General features: G+C 72.2%; 22 protein-coding genes. 9 read left to right on the plus strand and 13 right to left on the minus strand.

Features of this window, described 5'->3' with window-relative positions; translation table 11 throughout:
* Positions 1 to 13: 13 nt before the first annotated feature.
* From ccsB to hemL, 7 genes are all read right to left on the minus strand, one after another.
* Positions 14 to 1,114 carry a c-type cytochrome biogenesis protein CcsB gene (gene ccsB, locus ACFWN1_RS04825; protein ID WP_384358209.1) on the minus strand — a complete coding sequence of 367 codons (1,101 nt, stop codon included), beginning with the start codon at positions 1,112 to 1,114 and terminating at the stop codon, positions 14 to 16.
* A complete protein-coding gene (locus ACFWN1_RS04830) occupies positions 1,111 to 2,802 on the minus strand; it encodes a cytochrome c biogenesis protein ResB (RefSeq protein ID WP_384358211.1) in 1,692 nt (563 codons plus the stop codon). The genes ccsB and ACFWN1_RS04830 overlap by 4 nt, the downstream gene beginning before the upstream one ends.
* Before the next feature lie 3 nt (positions 2,803 to 2,805).
* Complete coding sequence (locus ACFWN1_RS04835) at positions 2,806 to 3,579, minus strand: cytochrome c biogenesis CcdA family protein (RefSeq protein WP_384358213.1); 774 nt, start codon at positions 3,577 to 3,579, stop codon at positions 2,806 to 2,808.
* 1 nt (position 3,580) lies between these two features.
* A complete protein-coding gene (locus ACFWN1_RS04840) occupies positions 3,581 to 4,171 on the minus strand; it encodes a TlpA family protein disulfide reductase (RefSeq protein WP_384358215.1) in 591 nt (196 codons plus the stop codon).
* Between the two features lie 103 nt (positions 4,172 to 4,274).
* Positions 4,275 to 5,570, minus strand: a complete 1,296-nt coding sequence (locus tag ACFWN1_RS04845; RefSeq protein WP_384358217.1) for a hypothetical protein — start codon at positions 5,568 to 5,570, stop codon at positions 4,275 to 4,277.
* Between the two features lie 156 nt (positions 5,571 to 5,726).
* The gene (locus ACFWN1_RS04850; RefSeq protein WP_384358279.1) at positions 5,727 to 6,383 is read right to left on the minus strand and encodes a histidine phosphatase family protein; all 657 of its coding nucleotides are present in this window, start codon (positions 6,381 to 6,383) and stop codon (positions 5,727 to 5,729) included.
* 50 nt (positions 6,384 to 6,433) lie between these two features.
* Positions 6,434 to 7,750: a glutamate-1-semialdehyde 2,1-aminomutase gene (gene hemL, locus ACFWN1_RS04855; protein ID WP_384358219.1), complete on the minus strand. Its 1,317-nt coding sequence runs from the start codon at positions 7,748 to 7,750 to the stop codon at positions 6,434 to 6,436.
* A 657-nt stretch (positions 7,751 to 8,407) separates the two neighbouring features.
* On the opposite strand from hemL, the gene ACFWN1_RS04860 reads away from it, so the two are divergent.
* Positions 8,408 to 8,845: a hypothetical protein gene (locus ACFWN1_RS04860; protein WP_004984785.1), complete on the plus strand. Its 438-nt coding sequence runs from the start codon at positions 8,408 to 8,410 to the stop codon at positions 8,843 to 8,845.
* A gap of 64 nt (positions 8,846 to 8,909) precedes the next feature.
* On the opposite strand, the gene ACFWN1_RS04865 is transcribed toward ACFWN1_RS04860, so the two are convergent.
* Positions 8,910 to 10,172 (minus strand): hypothetical protein, encoded by a 1,263-nt coding sequence (locus tag ACFWN1_RS04865; protein ID WP_384358221.1) that lies wholly within the window; start codon positions 10,170 to 10,172, stop codon positions 8,910 to 8,912.
* A 179-nt stretch (positions 10,173 to 10,351) separates the two neighbouring features.
* Between ACFWN1_RS04865 and ACFWN1_RS04870 the strand changes: the two genes are divergently transcribed.
* Both ACFWN1_RS04870 and ACFWN1_RS04875 read left to right on the plus strand, forming a co-directional pair.
* Positions 10,352 to 10,834 (plus strand): hypothetical protein, encoded by a 483-nt coding sequence (locus ACFWN1_RS04870; protein ID WP_384358223.1) that lies wholly within the window; start codon positions 10,352 to 10,354, stop codon positions 10,832 to 10,834.
* A gap of 197 nt (positions 10,835 to 11,031) precedes the next feature.
* Positions 11,032 to 11,331, plus strand: coding sequence for a hypothetical protein (locus ACFWN1_RS04875; RefSeq protein WP_384358225.1), 300 nt, complete (start codon positions 11,032 to 11,034; stop codon positions 11,329 to 11,331).
* Here the strand turns inward: ACFWN1_RS04875 and ACFWN1_RS04880 are convergent.
* The 4 genes from ACFWN1_RS04880 to ACFWN1_RS04895 form a co-directional block, all read right to left on the minus strand.
* Positions 11,328 to 12,770 (minus strand): ATP-binding protein, encoded by a 1,443-nt coding sequence (locus ACFWN1_RS04880; RefSeq protein WP_384358227.1) that lies wholly within the window; start codon positions 12,768 to 12,770, stop codon positions 11,328 to 11,330. The genes ACFWN1_RS04875 and ACFWN1_RS04880 overlap by 4 nt on opposite strands.
* Positions 12,770 to 13,474 (minus strand): response regulator transcription factor, encoded by a 705-nt coding sequence (locus ACFWN1_RS04885; RefSeq protein ID WP_384358281.1) that lies wholly within the window; start codon positions 13,472 to 13,474, stop codon positions 12,770 to 12,772. The genes ACFWN1_RS04880 and ACFWN1_RS04885 overlap by 1 nt, the downstream gene beginning before the upstream one ends.
* 144 nt (positions 13,475 to 13,618) lie before the next feature.
* A complete protein-coding gene (locus ACFWN1_RS04890) occupies positions 13,619 to 14,113 on the minus strand; it encodes a MarR family winged helix-turn-helix transcriptional regulator (protein WP_384358229.1) in 495 nt (164 codons plus the stop codon).
* Between the two features lie 24 nt (positions 14,114 to 14,137).
* Entirely contained in the window at positions 14,138 to 14,611 is a 474-nt protein-coding gene (locus ACFWN1_RS04895; protein ID WP_384358231.1) for a hypothetical protein, read from the minus strand.
* A 113-nt stretch (positions 14,612 to 14,724) separates the two neighbouring features.
* Between ACFWN1_RS04895 and ACFWN1_RS04900 the strand changes: the two genes are divergently transcribed.
* From ACFWN1_RS04900 to ACFWN1_RS04910, 3 genes are all read left to right on the plus strand, one after another.
* Complete coding sequence (locus tag ACFWN1_RS04900) at positions 14,725 to 15,063, plus strand: YnfA family protein (protein ID WP_384358233.1); 339 nt, start codon at positions 14,725 to 14,727, stop codon at positions 15,061 to 15,063.
* Positions 15,064 to 15,114: 51 nt separating this feature from the next.
* Entirely contained in the window at positions 15,115 to 15,888 is a 774-nt protein-coding gene (locus ACFWN1_RS04905; RefSeq protein ID WP_384358235.1) for an SDR family NAD(P)-dependent oxidoreductase, read from the plus strand.
* A 625-nt stretch (positions 15,889 to 16,513) separates the two neighbouring features.
* Positions 16,514 to 16,846, plus strand: a complete 333-nt coding sequence (locus ACFWN1_RS04910) for a hypothetical protein (protein WP_384358237.1) — start codon at positions 16,514 to 16,516, stop codon at positions 16,844 to 16,846.
* A gap of 2 nt (positions 16,847 to 16,848) precedes the next feature.
* On the opposite strand, the gene ACFWN1_RS04915 is transcribed toward ACFWN1_RS04910, so the two are convergent.
* Positions 16,849 to 18,042, minus strand: coding sequence for an RtcB family protein (locus tag ACFWN1_RS04915; protein ID WP_384358239.1), 1,194 nt, complete (start codon positions 18,040 to 18,042; stop codon positions 16,849 to 16,851).
* Between the two features lie 260 nt (positions 18,043 to 18,302).
* On the opposite strand from ACFWN1_RS04915, the gene ACFWN1_RS04920 reads away from it, so the two are divergent.
* The 3 genes from ACFWN1_RS04920 to ACFWN1_RS04930 all read left to right on the plus strand — a co-directional run bounded on the left by ACFWN1_RS04920 (position 18,303) and on the right by ACFWN1_RS04930 (position 21,583).
* Positions 18,303 to 19,154, plus strand: coding sequence for a DUF3558 domain-containing protein (locus ACFWN1_RS04920; protein ID WP_384358241.1), 852 nt, complete (start codon positions 18,303 to 18,305; stop codon positions 19,152 to 19,154).
* A gap of 126 nt (positions 19,155 to 19,280) precedes the next feature.
* The gene (locus ACFWN1_RS04925) at positions 19,281 to 20,162 is read left to right on the plus strand and encodes a DUF3558 domain-containing protein (RefSeq protein WP_384358243.1); all 882 of its coding nucleotides are present in this window, start codon (positions 19,281 to 19,283) and stop codon (positions 20,160 to 20,162) included.
* Between the two features lie 98 nt (positions 20,163 to 20,260).
* Positions 20,261 to 21,583, plus strand: coding sequence for a DUF2637 domain-containing protein (locus ACFWN1_RS04930; protein WP_384358245.1), 1,323 nt, complete (start codon positions 20,261 to 20,263; stop codon positions 21,581 to 21,583).
* Positions 21,584 to 21,646 lie beyond the last annotated feature (63 nt).

Here is a 21,646-nt window from a genome sequence, read left to right on the forward strand (position 1 = left end):
GCCGACCCGCCCGTCAGACGCCCGCGTACGAGTGCTTTCCGCTGACGAAGATGTTGACGCCGTAGTAGTTGAACAGCCAGCAGCCGAAGGCGATCAGCGCCAGGTAGGCGGCCTTGCGGCCCTTCCAGCCGGCCGTGGCGCGGGCGTGCAGGTAGCAGGCGTAGGCGACCCAGGTGATGAAGGACCAGGTCTCCTTGGGGTCCCAGTTCCAGTACCGGCCCCAGGCGTCACCCGCCCAGATCGCGCCCGCGATGATCGTGAACGTCCACAGCGGGAAGACGGCCGCGTTGACCCGGTAGGCGAACTTGTCCAGCGACGCCGAGGCGGGCAGCCGCTCCAGCACCGAGCGGGCGAAGGTGCCGGGCGTGCCGCCGCTCTCCAGCTTGTTCTCGTAGGAGTCCTTGAAGAGGTACAGGATCGTGGCGACCGCGCCCACGTAGAACACCGCGCCGCAGAAGATGGCGGTGGAGACGTGGATGTACAGCCAGTACGAGTGCAGCGCCGGGACGAGCTGGTCGCTGGCGGTGTAGAGCACGGTGACGGCGAGACCGAGGTCCAGCAGGACCGTGGTGATCAGGAACAGGCCGAGCCAGCGGACGTTCTTCCTGAGCACCAGCAGGCCCAGGTAGACGCCGACCGCGACGGTGGAGAAGGTCAGGTTGAACTCGTACATGTTGCCCCAGGGGGCGCGCCGCACGGAGGCCGCGCGGGCGACCACACCGGCCAGCTCCACCAGGAAGGCGAGCACGGTGAGGGAGACCGCGATCCGGCCGTACATGTCGCCCTGCGCGTCGCCGCCGTGGGCGCCGGGGCCGTCCGGCACGTCACGGGCGCCGGCGGCGGAGCGCACGACGACCTGAGGGCGCTCCAGCACGGTGGTGGAGCCCCCCCGCTTCACGGCGACGGCCGGTGCGTTCCTGGCGGGCCCGGCGTCGGCGGTGAGCGCGGCGGCCGTGCGGCCGACCTTGCTGCGGCTGCCGAAGAGCCATTCGGCGATGTAGGCGAAGAAGGCAAGCGTGTAGACGGCCATCGAGGAGTAGATGAGCGTGTTGCTGATGCTCGCCAGATGCTCGTTGGTCGCGGCGGCGAGGTCGGTTGCGGCGGCGAGAGTCACTTCTCAGCCCCTTCGGCAGGTACGGCGTGGGATGAGTCTGCGGAGGTGTCGGGGGCGCCGGGCGCCCGGTCGTAGAGGGTTCCGGCGAGGGCGCCCAGCTCCTCGGGGACCTTGGCGGACTCGCTGCGGCCGAGCCCGGCCATCTCGACCACCGTGACCCCGTCCGCGCCGCGCACGGCCCGGACCCAGACCCGGCGGCGCTGGATGAAGAGGGACGCGGCGAGGCCGAGGATCGCGGCGACGGCGCCGCCCAGCGCCCAGGTGCCGCCCGGCTCCTGCACGATCTGGAAGCCCGCCCACTCCTTGACGTCCTTGCCGAAGGTGACGGTACCGGCGCCGTCGGGAAGCTTCATGGTCTGCCCCGGCCTGAGGTTGACCCGCAACTGCTTGCCCCCGGCGTCCTTGAAGCCCTTCATGTGCTTCTTGTCGAGCTGGTACACGCTCTGCGGCATCGCGTCGACGCCGAGGTCGCCGTGGTACGGCTCCAGGTTGAGCACCGGGTTCAGCAGCGCCGGGAACTGGGAGAGGACGGAGGCGCCACCGCCGTAGGTCGGCAGGAAGAAGGCCCGGATGCCGAGCTGCTCCGCGACGCCCTTGGCGTCGTGGTAGCCGTCCATGACCTTGACGACGCCCTGGGAGGTGACGTTGCCGTCCAGCGGGAGCAGCGGCACGGCGTCCTGGTAGACCACCTCGCCCTTGCCGTCGCGGACGGTGATGACGGGCGCGTAGCCGTGGCTGACCAGGTAGACCTTGGCGTCGTCGATCTTCAGCGGCTGGTTGACCTCGACCAGCCGGGAGCGGGTCCTGCCGTACGCGCCCTCGCTGTAGTCGATCTTCGCCTCGAAGGTGCGCGGGGTGCCCCGGTTGGGGCCGGACAGCTCGTAGGTGCCCTTGAAGTCCTTGAGGTCGAAGCTGAACGGCACCAGGTCGTCGTTGCGGAACAGGCTGCCGGACTTGAAGTCGTCGTACATCGGCAGCGCGTTGGAGAAGCCGTCGCCCTCGACCACCAGCTTGGTGCCGTCGGACTTGAACAGCTGGCCGGAGGCGAAGGCGACCAGCAGCACGATCAGGGCGATGTGGAAGCCCAGGTTGCCCAGCTCGCGCAGGTACCCCTTCTCGGCGGCGACCGCGTCACCCGCGGTGTGGGCGCGGAAGCGGCGCTTCCTCAGCAGGGCCAGCGCGTCCGCGCGTACCTGCTCGGGGCCGGCGGTGGTGCGCCAGGTGGTGTACGCGGGCAGCCGGTCCAGCCGGCGCGGGGCGCCCGGCGGGCGGCCGCGGAGCTGGCCGGTGAACTGCCAGGTGCGCGGGACGATGCAGCCGATGAGGGAGACGAACAGCAGGATGTAGATCGCGGAGAACCACACCGAGCTGTAGACGTGGAACAGCCCGAGCTTGTCGTAGACGGGCGCGAGGGTGGTGTGGGCCGCGTGGAACGCCTCGACCTTGCCCGCGTCGGCGGCGGTCTGCGGGATCAGCGAACCGGGGATCGCGCCGAGGGAGAGCAGCAGGAGCAGCAGCAGCGCGACCCGCATGGAGGTCAGCTGCCGCCAGAACCAGCGGGCCCAGCCGATGACGCCGAGGCCCGGCAGGGCCGCCGTGTCCTCCTGGGGCGCGGTGGACAGCTGTGAGCCGGCCGCGCCCAGGCCCTCCTGGTCCTGGCGGCTCTGCTCGGTTCCGGTGTCGCTCATCGTTCAGATCCCCACAGAGAAGCCGTCGGACCAGGTCTGCATCTGCTGCACCAGGTGGTCCCAGGCGCCGGTCAGCAGCAGCACGCCGGTCACGATCATCATCGTGCCGCCGGCCCGCATCACCCAGACATAGTGGCGTTTGACCCAGCCGAAGGCGCCGAGGGCCTTGCGGAAGGCGATCGCGGTGAGCACGAACGGCACGCCGAGCCCGAAGCAGTACGCGACGGTCAGTATCGCGCCCCGGCCGGCGCTCGCCTGCTGGGAGGAGAGGGCGACGACGGAGGCGAGGGTGGGGCCGATGCAGGGCGTCCAGCCGATCCCGAAGAGGGCGCCGAGCACGGGGGCGCCGACCAGTCCGGTGGCGGGGCGCTTGTGGAAGCGGAACTCGCGCTGGGTCAGCCAGGGCATCAGGCCCATGAAGAAGACACCGAGCACGATCATCAGGACGCCGAGGACGTCGGTGAGCACGTCCTTGTAGCCCTGCAGCGTCTGCCCGAAGTAACCGAACAGGGCGCCGCCGGAGACGAAGACCACGGTGAAGCCGAGGACGAACAGCGTGGCGCCGGTGGCCATCCGGCCGCGTCGGGCGTCGCCCAGGTCGGTGCCGGTGACGCCGGTCACGTAGGAGAGGTAGCCGGGGACCAGCGGGAGGACGCAGGGCGAGAAGAAGGAGACCAGCCCGCCGAGCACCGCGACGGGCAGGGCGAGCAGCAGGGCGCCGTCGAGCACGGTTTCGTTCCGGCTCGTCACGGCGGCGAGCGTCAGCAGGGCGCTCACGTCACTTCTCCGCGAGGACCGGCTTGAGCAGCTTCAGCAGGGCCGTGTCGTCGAGCGCCTGGAGCGCCCGCGCGGCGACCTTGCCGTCCCGGTCGAGGATCAGCGTGGACGGGATCAGCTGCGGGTTGAGCGTGCCCTTGGGGAAGCGGAGCATCAGCTTGCCGGTCGGGTCGTACAGGCTCGGGTACGCGATGCCGTGGGCCTTCTCGAAGGCGAGGGCCGGGGTGGTGCTGGTGTCGCGGGTGTTGATCCCGACGAACTGCACGCCCTGGTCCTGGTACGCCTTGGAGACCTTGGCGAAGTACTTGGCCTCCTCCCGGCACGGCCCGCACCAGGAGCCCCAGACGTTGAGGACGACGACCTTGCCCTTGTAGTCGGCGACGTCGGCGGTCCCGCCGTCGATCGTCTTCCCGGACAGGTCGGGGGCCTTGGCGCGGTCGCCCCTGGCGGCGGTGTCCATGCCGTTGTCGCCGGTGACGAAGTTGGTGTCGCCGCCACCGCCGGAGGTCCCGCCGCTGCCGCACGCGGACAGGGTCAGGGCCGCGGCGGCGGCCACGGCACCGAGCAGGGCGGCGCGGCTACGGGTACTCATGTGAAAAGTTTCGCATGGCGGTTCCGGCGGTTTCGCCCGCCCCCCTGTCGAGCCGAAATGTGCCTTTCAGGGGGCATTTACACCGGACATCACAGACATGTCGTCACGCGGCGTCCGGACTGGCGCTCTTGCCGGGTGTGCCGCTGCCGGCGCCCTGCGTGTCCGCCAGGAACGCCTTCCAGCCCCCGGCCGGCTGCTGGCCGACCTCCAGGGTGCGCAGCTTCGCCAGCACCTCCGGCCGCTGCACGTCCAGCCAGTCGGTGAACTGCCGGAAGGAGACCAGCCGCACATCCGCGCCCTTCTCCTTCTCGCGCGCGATGTGCTTGAACGCCTCCTCGACGGAGTCCATGTAGATGCCGCCGTTCCACTGCTCGAAGTGGTTGCCGACGAAGAACGGCGCCCGGTTGGACTCGTACGCGCGCTGGAAGCCGCTGATGTACGCCTGCGCCGACTGCTTGCGCCAGTTCGGGTAGTTGTAGGCGGGGGCCTTGGTCGAGTTGACCGACTGGTTGGCGAGCATGTTGTAGTCCATGGACAGCACCTCGAAGGAGTGCCCGGGGAAGGGCACCTGCTGGAGCGGCAGGTCCCAGATGCCCTGGCGCTTGACCGGCCACGTCTGCCGGCCGCCGGGCGAGGAGGCGTCGTAGCGCCAGCCCAGCTCGCGGGCGGTGGGCAGCAGGTTGTCCTGGCCCAGCAGACAGGGGGTGCGGCCGCCGACCAGTTCCTTGTCGTAGTCGAAGGGCAGCGCGGGCAGGTCGCTCCAGCCGGTGTTGGTGCGCCACTCCTTGACGAACTTCTTGGCCTGGTCGATCTCGCTGCGCCACTGGGCGGCCGTCCAGTTGCCCACCGTGCCGGAGCCGCCGCAGAAGTGCCCGTTGAAGTGGGTGCCGATCTCGTGGCCCTCCAGCCAGGCCCGGCGGACGTTGGTCAGGGTGGCCTTGACGTGCTCGTCGGTGAGGTAGCCGATGTCGGAGGCGCCGCGCGGGTTGTTGGGCGGGTAGTAGAGGCGCTTCTTCGACTCGGGCAGCAGATACAGCCCGGAGAGGAAGAAGGTCATGCTCGCGCCGTGCTCCTTGGCCAGGTCCAGGAAGCGCGGGAAGAGGCCGTTGCCGACCTCGCCGGCGCCGTCCCAGGAGAAGACCACGAACTGCGGCGGGGTCTGACCCGGCTCCAGCGGCTCGGGGCGGGCGGGCTGGTGGGGCTGCTTGCCGGTGAAGGCGGTGGAACCGTCGCCGATGGGGCGGGCCTTGGCGGGGCCGCTGCCGCCGGGCGAGGGCTTGCCGGAACCGCTGGGGTGCTTGCCGCCGTCCACGGAGGCGGAGGTGCCGCAGCCGACGACTCCGGCCGCCGCCACCCCCGCGCCGACGCCGAGTATTCCCCGCCGGGTGATGGTCTGCATGAAACTCCCCGATTCGTCACGCCTACTGATGTCATTCAGTCAGATGATGTGACGAACGGGAAAGTTCTGTGATCTACCTCACTCTCCGGAGGAGTCACGGGAAAGTCACACAAAGCACACCGAACATGCGGCTTCCGTTCGGACACCCCAGGTGTCTCAGGCCCCGAACGCCTTCCCCTGTACCTCCGCGCCCTTCTGCGGCCTGGCACCGGCCCGCAGATGGGCCGGCACCAGGTCGATCGCCGGCTCGCTGTAGCCGACAGAGACGATTCTGTCGCCGAGGTAGGTGAAGGACGTCAGCGAGGCCAGCGTGCACTGCCGCTTGCGCGGATCGTGCCAGAGCCGGCGCCGCTCGACATAGCTCCGCACGGTCCAGATCGGCAGCTGATGACTCACCAGCACCGCCTCGTGCCCGCGCGCCGCGTCCTTGGCCGCGTCCAGCGCGCCCATCATCCGCACCACCTGGTCGATGTACGGCTCACCCCAGGACGGCCTGAACGGGTTCACCAGGTGCTTCCAGTTGTCCGGGTTGCGCAGCGCGCCGTCCCCGACCCCGAAGGTCCTGCCCTGGAAGACGTTGTCGGCCTCGATGAGCCGCGCGTCGGTGGCGAGGTCCAGCCCGTGCGCCTCGGCGATCGGCGTGGCCGTCTCCTGCGCCCGCTCCAGCGGGGAGGCGACGGCGTACGTGATGTCGCGCGGGGCCAGGTGCTCGGCGACCCGCTCCGCCATCTTCCGGCCCAGGTCGGAGAGGTGGTAGCCGGGCAGCCGCCCGTACAGCAGGCCGCCGGGGTTGTGCACCTCGCCGTGGCGCATCAGGTGGACGACGGTGACGTCCTTCTCACCGGTGTGGTTCTCGGGGGTGGTCACGCGGTCGCCTCCGCGGCGGCTCGGGCCGCCGCCGGGAGGGCGTCGGCGATCTTCTGGATGGCCCGCTCGTCGTGGGCCGTGGACACGAACCAGGACTCGAAGGACGACGGCGGGAGGTACACGCCGTGTCCCAGCAGCGAGTGGAAGAACGCGGTGAAGCGGAACGACTCCTGCCGCCTGGCGTCCTCGTAGGTGCGCACCTGGCGGTCGGTGAAGAACACCGAGAACATGTTGGAGGCGTGCTGCAGCCGGTGCGCCACGCCCTCCTTGGTGAGCGCCTCGGTGACCAGCGACTGGACCCGCGCGGACACCGCGTCGACCTTCGCGTACGCCGCGTCGTCCAGCAGCCGCAGCTGCGCGAGGCCGGCGGCGGTGGCGACCGGGTTACCGGAGAGGGTGCCCGCCTGGTACACGGGGCCGGCCGGGGCGAGATGCGCCATGACGTCGGCACGCCCGCCGAACGCGGCCGCGGGGAAGCCGCCGCCCATCACTTTGCCGAAGGTCATCAGGTCGGGCCCGACGCCGTCGACGCCGTACCAGCCGGCGCGGGAGGTGCGGAAGCCGGTCATCACCTCGTCGGAGATGTACAGCGCGCCGTTCTTGGCGCACGCGTCCTTCAGGCCCTGGTTGAAGCCGGGCTCCGGCGGGACGACGCCCATGTTGCCGGGCGCCGCCTCGGTGATCACGCAGGCGATCTCACCGGGGTGCCGGTGGAACGCCTCCTGCACCGCCTCCAGGTCGTTGTACGGCAGCACGATGGTGTCGCCGGCCTGTGCGCCGGTGACCCCGGGGGTGTCGGGCAGCGCGAAGGTGGCGAGGCCCGAGCCGGCGGCGGCCAGCAGGGAGTCGACGTGCCCGTGGTAGCAGCCGGCGAACTTGATCACCTTGGCGCGGCGGGTGAAGCCGCGGGCCAGCCGGATCGCCGACATGGTGGCCTCGGTGCCGCTGCTGACGAGCCGCACCTGCTCCACGGGCCCGACCCGGGCGACGATCTCCTCGGCGAGCGCGACCTCGCCCTCACCGGGCGTACCGAAGGACGTGCCGCGCGCGACCGCCTCCTGGACGGCGGCGATGACCTCGGGGTGCGAGTGCCCGAGGATCATCGGGCCCCAGGAGCACACCAGGTCGACGTACTCGCGCCCGTCGGCGTCGGTCAGGTACGGCCCGCTGCCCGAGACCATGAACCGGGGCGTGCCGCCGACCGCGCGGAAGGCGCGCACCGGGGAGTTCACGCCGCCCGGCGTGACCTCGCAGGCGCGGTCGAAGAGCGCCTGCGAGGCGGGCGCGTCGTAGGGGTAGGGCGTTTCGCTCATGACGTGCGGCTTCTCCGACTTCTCGGACTCCGGTTGGCTGGTGACTCCCTCAGGGTAGGCGGAGCCGCCCGGCGGCGGAGCCGTGGCCCGTCCGGGCAGGGGCTCATCGCCCTGGTGGGCGCCCTCGTGGGCCCGATCCGGCCGACCTTCCCGGCCGCTCTCCGCCGATCTGCGAGACTGGCACCTGATACACACACGTCATACGGCACGTACTGATCAGAGACCGGGAAGAACCCGCGGACTTCGGTTTCGCCGCACGTTTCGGCGAGCGGCCGTGGGGGAGGTCACTGACACGATGATCGGGTTGCGCGGCGGGGGCCACGCGTCCTAGAAAAGCACTCGGGTGGAGATATGCATCGCGGTGGCGGACTGGGCGAGGGGGCTGATGACCTGGGTCCTCGGCGAGCCCGGCGGGGAAGACACCGGCGCGAGGCGGAGGAAGCGGCCGAGACACGTCAGGCCGACGCGCGTCAGGCACAGGGTCTGCCGGGCGAGCCCGAGCGGGCCGAGCGGGCCGAGCGGCGGCTGGACCGGGAGCTGGACTTCCCGGACCCGGTCGCGGGCCTGGCGGCGGGCCTCTCGGCCGGACTCTCGTCCGACCCTTCGTCCGACGGCAAGACCGCCCGCCTCGGGGCGGGGAGCAGAAATGGTGGTCGGGTGGGGGTGACGTACAAATACTTCGGTGCGCCGGACGGCGCGACCGCGGCCCGTGTCCCCATCTCCATGCGTCCCGAGGAACTCGGCGGCGACGAGCTGGGGATGAACGGCATGTTCACCAAGATCAAGCCGGAGACGATGGCCGCGATGGTGCTGACCGGCATCGAGGGCGTACCCCTGCACAAGGTGCCGCCGCTCGAACTGGTCGTCCTGCATCCCGACTACGCGGTCGTCAAGCTCCCCATGACCGTGGTGGACCCCCTCCGCGACATCGGCGAGGAAGCGGTCGGCGCGGCCGCCTTCATCTGGTCCACGGTCCCCGACCGCGGCGGCCCCCGCGACGCCTTCAACGTCTACCGACTCCTGCACGAGTGGCAGGACTTCAGCCACCGGTTGCACGAGGCGGGGCACCAGCCGTACTGCCTGGTGTGGCCCTGAGCCGCGCCGGAAGGTCACCGCTCCGCGCGCGGAGCGCGGAGCGGGTGTGAGCTGAGGCTCCGCGTCAGCGCGCTCCCTCCGCCCCCACGAAGTCCACCACCGCCAGTGCGAACAACAGCGCCAGCGCGAGACCCAGTACGACCCAGCCGGTGGGATGCGGCCACAGCACGAACGCGATCACCGCCCCGGCCACCAGCAGCCAGCCGAGCGGGACACGGTGGCGGTGGACGAAGGGGCCCACCGGGCCGGTGCGCAGGCCCCGGCGGTCGGTCTGGGTGCGGGCCGCGGTGAGGCCCGCGTGCCAGACCTCGCGGACCGCGCGGGCGCGGCGGCCGGGCCCGGAGAGCCAGGCGGCCAGGGCGAGGACGACACCGAGCGCGATCACCGCCCGTACCGCCGTGCGCAGGAAGCGGGTCAGGGTGTCGTACACCGCGCCGGCGGCGGGCTGGGACACGCCGGCGGGCAGCGCGTCGAGGTAGAACGCGCGGAAGACGGTCAGGCCGAGGCCCAGGAGCAGGGCGGTGACGGCGAAGCCGAGCGCGGCCGCGACCAGCGCGCGGCGGCGGCGCACGGCGAGCAGCACCCCGCCCGCCAGCAGCAGGGCGGCGATGACCGGCAGCCAGATGCCCGCCAGCCGCAGCAGCCGGAAGTACGTCCGGAGGTCGGCGACCTTCTCGGTGCGCAGGACCGTGAAGTCGGTGTGCACGTCCGGGATCTTCGCCGCGGGCTTCAGACCGGCGTCCACCAGCCGGGTCCTGACCTCCGCGACGACGGGCGCCAGGTCGACGGTGACCGCGTCGCCCTCGATCCGCACCGCTCCCCCGCCGCTCCCGGTCAGCGCCTTGTCCACCGTGGTGTGGAGCCGCCGGTTGGCGTCGGTCCAGAACCGGGCGAAGGTCTCGGAGGCGACGACCTCGCGTGCCTTGTCCCGGACGAAGCCGGACACCGCGTCGTCGAGCGAGCCCCCGAGGGCAGCGAAGGCCTTCTCCAGCAGGGGCCGGTCGGCGGGAGCGGCTTCCTTCAGCAGGCCGGCCAGGTCGAGATAGCGCATCAGGGCGCCGGTGATCCGGTCGGCGGCGGCGTCCTGGACGGCCCGGTCGCGGGCGAGGGGCGCGACGGTGGCGACGTAGCGGTCGGTGTCGTCCGCCAGGTCGGCCGTCCAGGTGGCTACCAGGGCGAGCGGGGCGAGCAGACACCCGAGGACGATCAGCACGAGGGCGCACGCCGAGCGGGTGCGGTGCCGTACGGGCGCCGGGCGGCCCTCCAGCGCGTCGATCCGCTCCCGCAGCCGGGTCAGCTCGTCGCCACCCGGGCCCTGCTCCGCCATACCGGTCCACCTCCGCCCGAGCCTCATGTCCTGCGAGCAGCAGACCGCGCGTCCGGTCCCCGCGCGAGCGACGGTGGGCCGTTCAGGTGTGCGCGCCCCACGGGTGCCGTACCCGGCGTGCGGACCCGGCCGACCTGGCCTTCACTGGTGCGCAGCGGAGCCGGATTCAGGAGGCCGACATGGCTGGGTGCGGGACACGGCGGGCGGCGGGTACGGCCCTGGTGGTGGCGCTGGGCGTCGCGGTGACCGGCTGCTCGGACGGCAGCAGCCCCTCCGGCCAGGCCAGCAAGGCCGCCTCGGCCGCCGCCTCCCTCGCCTCGCGCGCCTCCGGCACGGTGGCCTCGGCCACGGCGGAGGCCAGGCGGAAGCTGGACCGGGTCAGGAACGGGGTGGACGCCGGGAAGGACGTCTCGGTGGGAAAGGTCACCACCGGCAAGGACGGCGTACCCACCACCGAGGTGTCCGCGAAGAACACCGCCGGCGACCGGAAGTCCTTCACCGTGCAGGTCAACTTCCGCGACGCCAAGGGCGATCTGCAGGATGTGGTGATCGTGAACGTGAACGACGTGGCGGCCGGCGCCACCGGCCGGGCGACCGCCCGCAGCCACCGCGAGCTGACCGGCGACATACGGGCGGACGTGGGGACGGCACTACGGCACTGAGCCGTCGGCCATGATGGAGGGGGCCGCACGCGCGGCCCCGCTCGCCGCTCCGGACGCCAGAGCCGTCGCCCGGAACGACACGCCGTCGCTGTCCACGCCCAGGGAGCACCGCACGGCAATCACGCCCGCGCCGGGCCGTCCCTACGTATCGTGGGTTTTCAACCACCCCCAGACACAAGCCAGTTCATCGGGGAGACATGCATCAGACACGATCCGAGACCGAACCGGCGGGGACCGCGCCGACGCCGGTCGTCGATGTGCGGGACCTCAGACCCACGCTGACCCTGCTCTTCGTCAGCCTCGCCATCGCCGCCGTCGGGGTCTACGAACTGTGCGGCTTCGGACTGCACAACCTCGACCAGCGCCCGCACCTGTTCAGCGACGGGCTGACCACCGGCGGGGTGATCGTCGCCGCCGTGGCGGCCGGAGCGGCGGCAGGCAACCTGGCCTGGACCCTCTCGGCGGCCCGCAGAGGACCCGAGGACACGCCTAGCTAGCCGGTCCGGCCCCAGTCCGCGTCCCCCGCCACACCCCCGCCCACCGTGAACCCGATGACCGCGCCCCCGCCCTCCCTGCGGTAGGCGAAAGGTGCGCCGCCGTGGGACATGGCGATCTCCCGGACGATGGAGAGACCGAGCCCGGAACCGGGCCGGGAGCGGGCGTCGGCGGCCCGGTAGAAGCGGTCGAAGATACGCAGCAGATCACCCTCGGCGACACCGGGCCCCCGGTCCAGCACCTCCACCCGGACCGTCCCCGCCGCCGCCCCGGCCACCCGCACCTCGATGGGCTCCGTCCCCTCCCGGTCGAACTTGGCAGCGTTCTCCACCAGGTTCGACAGCGCCCGCTGGAGCAGGCCGGGCCGCCCCTCGGCGTACGTGTCCCCGCTCACCGCCAGCACGATCCGCCGGCCGGTACGGCGCCCGGCCAGCCCCACCACGTCCTCCGCGAGGTCCGCGAGGTCCACCCGCTGCGGCGGCTCGGAGTCGGACTGCCCGGCGGCCAGGTCCACCAGCTCGTTGACCAGGTCGGTCAGCTCCCGCGCCTCCAGCGTGAGATCGGCCACCAGGTCCTCCCGCGTCCCCGGCGGGAGTTCGTCGATCCGGCGCAGCAGCGAGATGTTCGTCCGCAGCGAGGTCAGCGGGGTGCGCAGCTCATGGCCCGCGTCCTGCACCAGACGCCGCTGGTCCTCCTCGGACTGGGCGAGCCGGCCCAGCATCCGGTCGAAGGCACGGCCGAGCCGCCCCACCTCGTCCGGTCCGGTCACCGGCACCTGGATGCCCAGCCGGCGGGTGCGGGCCACGCCCTCGGCGGCGGAGGTCAGCAGCACCAGGCGCCGGGTGATGCGGCGGGCCAGCCACCAGCCGAACAGCCCGGCACCGACCACCACGGCCGCCATCAGGATCAGCGTGCGCCGCTGGAGGGCGCGCAGCAGATCCTCGGTGTCGCTGAACTCCTGCGCCACCTGCACCGCGCCCCGGCCCCCGCCCAGCGAGACCGTGGCGACCCGGAACAGGTCCGCCCCGACCCGTACGTCCCTGTGCTCGGCCAGCCTCCCCGCGCTCCGCGCCCCGGCCACCTCGCGGTCGCGGGCGGTGACCGGCAGCCCGGGGCTCCCGTGGTCCACGACCTCCCCGCGCGCCCCGAGCACCTGCACATCGGTACGGGCGGGCCGCACCAGGTCATGGCCGGGCCGGGCGGAGGAGAAGTCGTCCGGGGTCATCCGATGCTGCCGCACCTCGGCCCGCACATCCCCCACCACCTGCGTGAACACCGACTGCTGGTCCACCCGGACCAGGCGCGCGGCCGAACCGTACGACAGGATGCCGACCAGGATGGTGACGGCGGCGGTGACGGTCGCGAAGGACACCGCGAACGTGGTGCGCAGCGAGCGCAGCCCGGTACGGGACCCGCCCGGCACCCGCCGGGTGCGGCCCACTACTCCTCCCGCAGCACGTACCCCACACCGCGCACGGTGTGGATGAGCTGCGGGGCGCCGGGGGCGTCCAGCTTGCGGCGCAGATAGCCGACGTAGACGGCGAGGTTCTTGGAGCCGGGGCCGAAGTCGTAGCCCCAGATGCGGTCGTAGATGGTGGCGTGGTCCAGCACGATGCCCGCGTTGCGCACCAGCAGCTCCAGCAGCTCGAACTCGGTGCGGGTCAGTTCCAGTTCACGGCTGCCACGCCAGGCGCGGCGGGCCTGGAGATCCATGCGGATGCCCGCGCCCCCGATCTGCCCGTCGGAGAGCCGGCCCTCGCGGGCCGGGCCGGGCTCGCTCACGGGGGCCGGGGTGGTGCGGCGCAGCAGGGCGCGCAGCCGGGCGAAGACCTCCTCGACGTCGAAGGGCTTCACCACGTAGTCGTCGGCGCCCGCGTCCAGGCCGGCGATGCGGTCGGCGGTCTCCACCAGCGCGGTGAGCATCAGGATCGGGGTGCGGTCGCCCTCGGCACGCAGCACCCGGCAGACCTGGAGGCCGTCGATGCCGGGCATCATCACGTCCAGCAGCAGCACGTCCGGCGGGGTGCGGTGGGCCTGCGCCAGCGCCTCGACGCCGTCGGCGACCGCCGTCACCGCGTAACCCTCCAGGGACAGGGCCCGCTCCAGGGCATGGCGGATGGCGCGGTCGTCCTCGGCGAGGAGCACGGTGGGGGGCGTGGCGGGGGGCGTGGCGGGGGGCACGGTGTGGGGCGTGGTCTGGGGCACGCCCCCAGTCTGCCAAGGGCGGCGGCGCTCCGGCCGGGGCCGGGGAGCCCGGGGGCGCCCTTTTTACCGGCCTCTCACCGGCGCTCACGCCCAGCCCTCGGCGTCCCGGCCCGCCCGCAGCCGCGCGATCCGCTCCCCGGTGAACTCCACAGTCCGCCGCATGTGCCCGATGATCACGGCGAGTTCGGTGTCGTCCAGCTCGCCGAAGATCCGCGACCAGTCGCCGGACAGCTCCGCCCAGGCGTGCCGGAACTCCGCGATCCTCTCCGGCACCGGGACGACCAGCACCCGCCGCCGGTCGCCCTCGTCCCGGCGCCGTACGACGTACCCGGCGCGCGCCAGCCGGTCCACCAGCCGGGTCGCCGAGCCCGTGGTGAGCCCGGTCAGCGCCGCGACATGGCCGGTGGTGACCGGCTCGGGCTCCAGGGTGAGCAGGTTCAGGCACTGGAGGTCGGTGGGGTGCAGCCCGATGCGGTCGGCGACGGCCTGGTTGAACAGGGCGTGGGAGGCGATGTAGCGGCGGGACACCGCGTCCAGCTCCGCCAGCAGCCCTGGCCGCGCGCTGTCGTTCCCAGCCATGGTCGTCCTCCTCGCGAACGCGGGTCAGAACGAGTACTCGTCGCCGGTGGGCAGGACCAGTACCCGCAGCCGGTCGTTGCTGCGGTCGGGGTCGGCGGCCCCGCCGTTCCACGCGGTCTCCACCTCCAGGGTCACCTCCGGGGCGGGCACCCGCAGCCGGACGGCCAGCCGGAGCTGCTCGCCCGCCTGGCCCGCGACCAGCGGCCCGGTCCCGCAGACCACCGTCCGCTCCCCGGTCCGCGCGCACCCCCGGGGCACGGTCACCGCTCCGACGGCCGCCACCGACCAGCGCACCCGCACGCTCGCCTCAGGCAGAGCGGCCGGGCCGTGGTCGCGCGGGGTGAGCCGGACCTTCATCCGGTCGCCGTCGATCACCGCGTACCCGTGGAAGGCCAGGTCGGCACGGGGTGCGGGGGCAGCCGGGGCCGGGCTCCCGGTCCACAGGACCGCGCCCGCGCAGCCGGCCAGCAGCAGCCATGCCCTCGTCCGTGCGCCCACGCCGACCACTCCCGTTTCCGTCACCGGTTCCGCCCTCGTGATGTATGCCACGCGGGCGGCAGCGCAGGCGCCCTCCAACAGGTGAACGCGGGGCGCGTGCCAGGCTTCCGCCCATGCTGATCCTGCGTTCCGCCGCCCTGTTCGTCGTCGCCGCCCTCTTCGAGATCGGCGGGGCGTGGCTGGTCTGGCAGGGCGTGCGCGAGCACCGGGGCTGGCTGTGGACGACCGGCGGGGTACTGGCGCTGGGCGCGTACGGCTTCGTCGCCACCTTCCAGCCGGACGCCCACTTCGGGCGCGTCCTCGCGGCGTACGGCGGCGTCTTCGTGGCCGGGTCGATCCTGTGGGGCGTGGTCGCGGACGGCTACCGCCCCGACCGCTTCGACCTCACCGGCGCCCTGGTCTGCCTGGCCGGCATGGCGGTGATCATGTGGGCGCCGAGGAACGGCGGCTGAGCCTGACCTAGGCTGGACGCGAGTCCGCGATCTCTCTCCCTGGAGCAGCCCATGGCCAGCGCCCCCTCCGCCGCGTCCCGTATCGCCGTCGTCACGGGCGCGAGCAGCGGTATCGGCGCGGCCACCGCGCGGCGGCTCGCGGCGGCCGGGTACCGGGTGGTGCTCACCGCGCGCCGCGCGGACCGTGTCGAGGCGCTGGCGAAGGAGCTGACCGAGGCGGGCCACTCGGCCACCGCGTACCCGCTGGACGTGACGGACCGGGCGGCGGTGGACGAGTTCGCCGGCGCCTTCCGCACCATCGGCGTCCTGGTCAACAACGCGGGCGGCGCGCTCGGCGCGGACCCGGTGGCCACCGCCGACCCGGAGCAGTGGCGCACGATGTACGAGACGAACGTCCTAGGCACCCTCAACCTCACCCAGGCCCTGCTGCCCAAGCTGGAGGCGAGCGGCGACGGCACGGTGGTCGTCGTCTCCTCCACCGCCGCGCTCTCCACCTACGAGGGCGGCGCGGGCTATGTCGCCGCCAAGCACGCCGAGCACGTCCTCGCCGAGACCCTCCGCCTGGAGATCGTCGGCAAGCCGGTCCGGGTCGTGGAGATCGCCCCCGGCATGGTCAGGACCGAGGAATTCGCCCTGACCCGCTTCGCCGGCGACACGGAGAAGGCGGCGAAGGTCTACGAGGGCGTCGCCGCCCCCCTCACCGCCGAGGACGTGGCGGAGTCCATCACCTGGGCGGTGACCCGCCCCGCCCACGTCAACATCGACCTCCTGGTCCTCCGCCCCCGAGCCCAGGCCAGCAACACCAAGATCCACCGGGAGCTGTGAGGGGCTCGCCGAAGAGGGCCGGTCCGGTAACCCACGCGGGGGAACCTCGTCGTTCGCCCGCCCAGCAGGCGAACTGGCGCCCTAGCCTCGCGTCGAACGATCGATGTGACGCGAGAAGCAGAGGCTCCCCCGTGGCTTTCCCCGAGCCTGACCGCCGGCGGTTCATGGACCTCACGGTCCCCGAGTACGCCTATATGTTCGGCTTCTTGCAGACGGACGGGCACCTCGCGGAGGGCACTGGGCAGAAGGGTGCCCTGACCGTCGAACTCGCCCTGCGCGATGCCGCGATCCTCCGCGCCTTCCAGGAACTGACCCCGTACCGGAGCAGCATCACCGAACGCACGCGCTCCACCAACTTCGTCGCGTCGCATACCTCGGCCACGTGGGCCCTGTACGCCCTTGACGCCCGGACGAAGCTGAACGCGCTCGGCCTGCCGTACGGCCGGAAGTCGAGGACGATCGCACCGCCGCCTGTCGAGTTCTCCCGGCGGGACTACGTGCGGGGACTGATCGACGGTGACGGCTCGATCGGTCTCACCGGAAAGGGCCACCCCTTCCTCGGGCTGACGACGGCCATACGGCCATCGCCACCTATGTGTGCGACTACGGCGCCGAGGCGACGGGGGTGGAACGAAACGTCCGGCGCAATGCGCGGGACGGCATGTACAACGTCCTCTGGACGAACGAGGCAGCCGGGCGGCTGGCCGCCGGCCTCTACTACCCGGACTGCCTGGCGCTCGAGCGCAAACGGGCAGCCGCCCGGTCCATCGCCTCGTGGGTGCGGCCGGAGGGCATGCGAGCCGCCTTCACCCCGCGCCGTTGGAGCCCCGACGAGGACGGCGTACTGCTGGACATCAACTCACCCACGGCCGCCGCGGAGGCGTTGGGCAGGACGGTGCCGAGCTGCAACATCCGGCTCTGGCGCCTCCGCACCGGCCAAGTGCCCCGGCCGGTATGACGTCAGCCCTTCACGCAGACGAACTGCTTCAGCTTGGCGACGACCTCGACGAGGTCCGCCTGCTGTGCGATCACCTGGTCGATGTCCTTGTAGGCGGCCGGAATCTCGTCCAGGACGCCCGCGTCCTTGCGGCACTCGACGCCCCGCGTCTGGGCCTCCAGATCCCGGACCGTGAACCGGCGCTTCGCGGCCGACCGGCTCATCCGCCGACCGGCGCCGTGCGAGGCCGAGTTGAAGGACTTCTCGTTCCCGAGCCCCTTCACGACGTACGAGCTGGTGCCCATCGAGCCCGGAATGATCCCGAACTCACCGGAGCCGGCCCGGATCGCGCCCTTACGGGTCACGAGCAGGTCCATGCCGTCGTACCGCTCCTCGGCCACATAGTTGTGGTGGCAGGAGATCTCCGGCTCGAAGGTCGGCTTCGCCTTCTTGAACTCCTTGCAGATGACGTCCTTCAGGAGGGCCATCATGAGGGTGCGGTTGTACTTCGCGTACTCCTGCGCCCAGTAGAGGTCGTTCCGGTAGGCGGCCATCTGCGGGGTGTCGGAGACGAACACCGCGAGGTCCCGGTCGACCAGCCCCTGGTTGTGCGGAAGCTTCTGGGCGACGCCGATGTGGTGCTCGGCGAGCTCCTTTCCGATGTTGCGGGAGCCCGAGTGCAGCATGAGCCAGACCGCGCCGCCGGTGTCGGTGCAGCATTCGATCAGGTGATTTCCGCCGCCAAGTGTTCCCATCTGCAAAGCCGCCCGCTCCCGGCGGAACCGTACCGGCTGCGCGACCGAGTCGAAGCGGGACCAGAAGGCGTCCCAGCCGGCGGTGGGGAGGGCGTGGAAGCGGGAGGGGTCGAGGGCGCCGGTGTGCATGCCGCGGCCGACCGGGATGGCCTGCTCGATGCGGGAGCGGAGGTGGGAGAGGTCACCGGGGAGGTCGTTCGCGGTCAGGGACGTCCTCACCGCGGACATCCCGCAGCCGATGTCGACCCCCACCGCCGCCGGACACACCGCGTCGCGCATCGCGATGACGGAGCCGACCGTGGCGCCCTTGCCGTAGTGCACGTCCGGCATCACGGCGAGGCCCTCGATCCAGGGCAGGGTGGCCACGTTCTGGAGCTGGCGCAGCGCGCCGTCCTCGACGGTGGCCGGGTCGGTCCACATCCGCACCGGGACGCGGGCGCCCGGTATCTCCACGTAGGACATCTCGATTCCCCCCAAAGGCGATACGACAACTGACATGCCGGACAAGGGTCATTGCTCACGGAAGCCACCCGGACCGGCAGAACGCAAAAGCGGCGCCAGGGCCGGTGAAATGGGACAGGGGACCGGCGGCCACGGCGGTGCGTGCGATAGACATTGTGTCCAGCAGGCGCCCCGCCGCGGCAAGCGATTAACCAGCGGGGACACTGAAGCATCGACCGGGCACCGCCGTCGGGTCGTACACGTCCTTAAGGAGCCCGACCGTGCAGCGGAAGGCGTACATCACCGGCACCGCCGCCCTCCTCGCGGCCCTGCTGGCAGGCTGCAGCTCGGGCTCCGGCGGCGACACCCCCACCGATGACGCCAACCCCGGCGACGCGGCCTCCGCACCGCCCGCCGCCCAGCCCGGCCGGTACCGCACCCTGCCCGAGCCCTGCGGCGCCGTCGGCCACGACACCCTCGGCAACCTACTCCCCGGCATCCAGCAGCTCACCGACCCCGACCAGCGCGACAAGGCGTACCGGGGCGTGCCCGCGCTGACCTACGACACCGACCGCAAGGTGGGCTGCCGTTGGAAGGTCGAGTCCACCCTCGCCACCGACCGCCTCTCGGTCGACTTCGAGCGCGTGGTGTCGTACGACAACGCGGTCAGCGACGACGCGCAGGCCGAGAAACTGTTCCAGGGCATGGCCGAGGCCGCCGACCTCCCCGCGCCCTCGCTCCCCGCGCCCTCGCTCTCCGCGCCCGCCTCCGCCGGCACGAGTCCGAGCGGCAGCCCCTCCCCCAGCGCCTCCGGCAGCCCCGCCCCGTCCGCCTCGGGTGGCGCCTCCGCCGGCCCCGCGGCGGGCGGCTCCGGCAGCGCGGCGCCCACCGATCTCCAGCCCCGCGTGCTGACCGGCCTCGGTGACGAGGCGTACCTGGACGACCAGATCGGCACCTCCGGTTCGACCGCCGGACCCCGGACGGTGACTGTGGTGTTCCGCACGTCCAACGTCGTCGTCACCATCGACTACGAGGAGCAGCCGATGGCGGTCGGCGCGGTCCCGGACAGCAAGGAATTGCAGGACAGGGCCCGCGATCTGGCCTCTCAACTGGCCGACACGCTGGACGGCTGACGCCCCCTCGCCCGCCCACGGCCCGCTCCCCGGAGGCACCCGGCCGGCGACCGCGTGCCGTGCGTACCGCGTACGGTGGCCCCGCAGGAACCCGCACGAACACCGAGCGTCACGAGTGAAGGAACCATGCAGCGAGCAGCCCAGCGAGACGACCGTGCCCAGCGTGGACCGCGTGCCACGCGTCTGAGCCGTGCCCTGGTGTGCGCGGCAGCCGTCCCCGCGGTACTGATCACCGCGGCCTGTTCCTCGGACTCCGGCGAGGCCCCGGGCAAGGCGGGCACCTCCGCCGCGCCGTCCACCGGGAGCGGCTCCGGGCAGCCTTCGGCGAGCGCCTCCCCGACCGTGCGGGCGGCCGCGTTCCGCGAACTGCCCAAGCCGTGCGGGGTGCTGCCCAAGAAGACGCTGGGCGCCCTGGTGCCGGAGGCGGACACGGACGGCAAGAAGGGTTCCAGCGACGACACCGCGAACCGTTCCTCCTGCTCCTGGACCAGCCTGGACAACAACGGTGTCAAGGGCTCGCAGTTCCGCTGGCTGAACGTCTCCCTGCTGCGCTTCGACTCCGACACCTCCCGGGGCAGCGGCGACGAGCAGGCGCACGCGTACTACACGCGCCAGGTCGCCGACGCGAAGGGCGCCGCGGGCGCGAAGAACACCAGGACGGAGGCGCTCGGCGGCACGGGGGACGAGGCGAGTGCGGTGCGCTACGACCTGAAGAAGAAGGAAGGCGCCTTCAAGCAGCAGACGGTGGTCGCGCGCGTCGAGAACGTCGTGATCACCCTCGACTACAACGGCGCCGGTCTCGCGGGCGAGAAGACCCCGGACGCGGACGACCTCGGCGCGGACGCGAAGAGGGCGGCCAAGGAGGCGGTGACGGCTGTGGCCAACGCCAACGGCCGTAAGACGGAGGGTACTTCGCCCTCCTCCCCGGCCACCGCTCCTTCCAAGGGCGCGTCCGGGTCCCCCGCTCCCAAGGGCTCGGCGTCCGGTTCCGTCCCCAAGAAGGGCTGACCGACACCACGTTCGGCGCACACCTGTGCCACTCTGTTGCGCGCAACAACACGCAAGGGAGGGGAGCACGAGTGTCCGCGCCAATGCAGCTGACTCGGATGCACCGCGTTCTGATCGGTGTGGTCGTCGCCGGCGCGCTGGTCATCGCCGGTATCGGCTTCGCCGGTTCGTACGCGGCCGTCCGTGAGCTGGCCATCCAGAAGGGCTTCGGGAACTTCTCGTACGTGTTCCCGGTCGGCATCGACGCGGGCATCTGCGTACTGCTCGCGCTCGACCTGCTGCTGACCTGGATGCGCATCCCTTTCCCGATGCTGCGGCAGACGGCGTGGCTGCTCACGGCCGCGACGATCGCCTTCAACGGCGCCGCCGCCTGGCCGGACCCGCTGGGCACGGGCATGCACGCGGTGATCCCGATCCTGTTCGTCGTCTCCGTCGAGGCGGCCCGGCACGCGGTCGGCCGGATCGCGGACATCACCGCCGACAAGCACATGGAGGGCGTCCGCCTCACCCGCTGGGTGCTCTCCCCGCTGCCCACGTTCCTGCTGTGGCGGCGGATGAAGCTGTGGGAGCTGCGGTCCTACGAGCAGACCATCAAGCTGGAGCAGGAACGTCTCGTCTACCAGGCCCGGCTGCGCTCCCGCTACGGCCGCGCCTGGCGCCGCAAGGCCCCGGTGGAGTCCCTGATGCCGCTGCGCCTGGCCCGTTACGGCGTCCCGCTCGCCGAGACCGCCCCGGCGGGCCTCGCGGCGGCCGGCATCGAACCGGTCCTGGTGCGGCCGGTGCCCGAACTCCCCCAGCCGGCCCCCGCCGCGCTCCAGGCCGCGCCCGCCCCGGCCGAGGCCCCGGCGCAGGCGCAGGCACCGGCCGAGGCCCCGGCGCAGGCCCAGGCCCAGGCGCAGGCACCGGCCGAGGCCCCGGCGCAGGCTCCGGCCGCCGCTCCGGTGCGGCCGGCCCACGCCCAGCAGCCGCCTGCGCCCCCGCAGGCCGAGGACGAGAACAGCCCCTGGTTCCAGACGCCGCCGCGCGACGTCGACTACCACGGCGGCTACGACCCGGCCTTCGACCCCGGCCCCGACCCCCAGTACTTCCCCGAGGAGCAGTACGGGGACTGGTACGAGGAGCAGCCCCCGGAGCGGTTCCAGCAGCCCTCCCCGGAGGAGACCGGCAGCTTCCCGATCCCCGTCGTCCCGGGCCGCACCCGCGAGCTGGGCGAGGGCGGCGGGCCCGCGGAGCCGGACGAGGAGGATCTCTACTCGGTCTTCCGGCAATCGATAGACGGCAGTTACCCGACCGCGCACATGCTGACCGACAACATCCGAGCCACCTACGGCATCACCCTCGACGGCGGTGACGCGAAGGCGCTGACAGAGCGCTTCAAGCAGCGCCACACGGCGGAGATGGAAGAGGACCACATCGCCTGACCCCGTGTACGCGCAGGAGGGGGCGCCCGGTACGGCACCGGGCGCCCCCTCCTCCGTAGGCGC

This window comes from Streptomyces sp. NPDC058459 (assembly GCF_042721685.1).
Classification (GTDB): domain Bacteria; phylum Actinomycetota; class Actinomycetes; order Streptomycetales; family Streptomycetaceae; genus Streptomyces.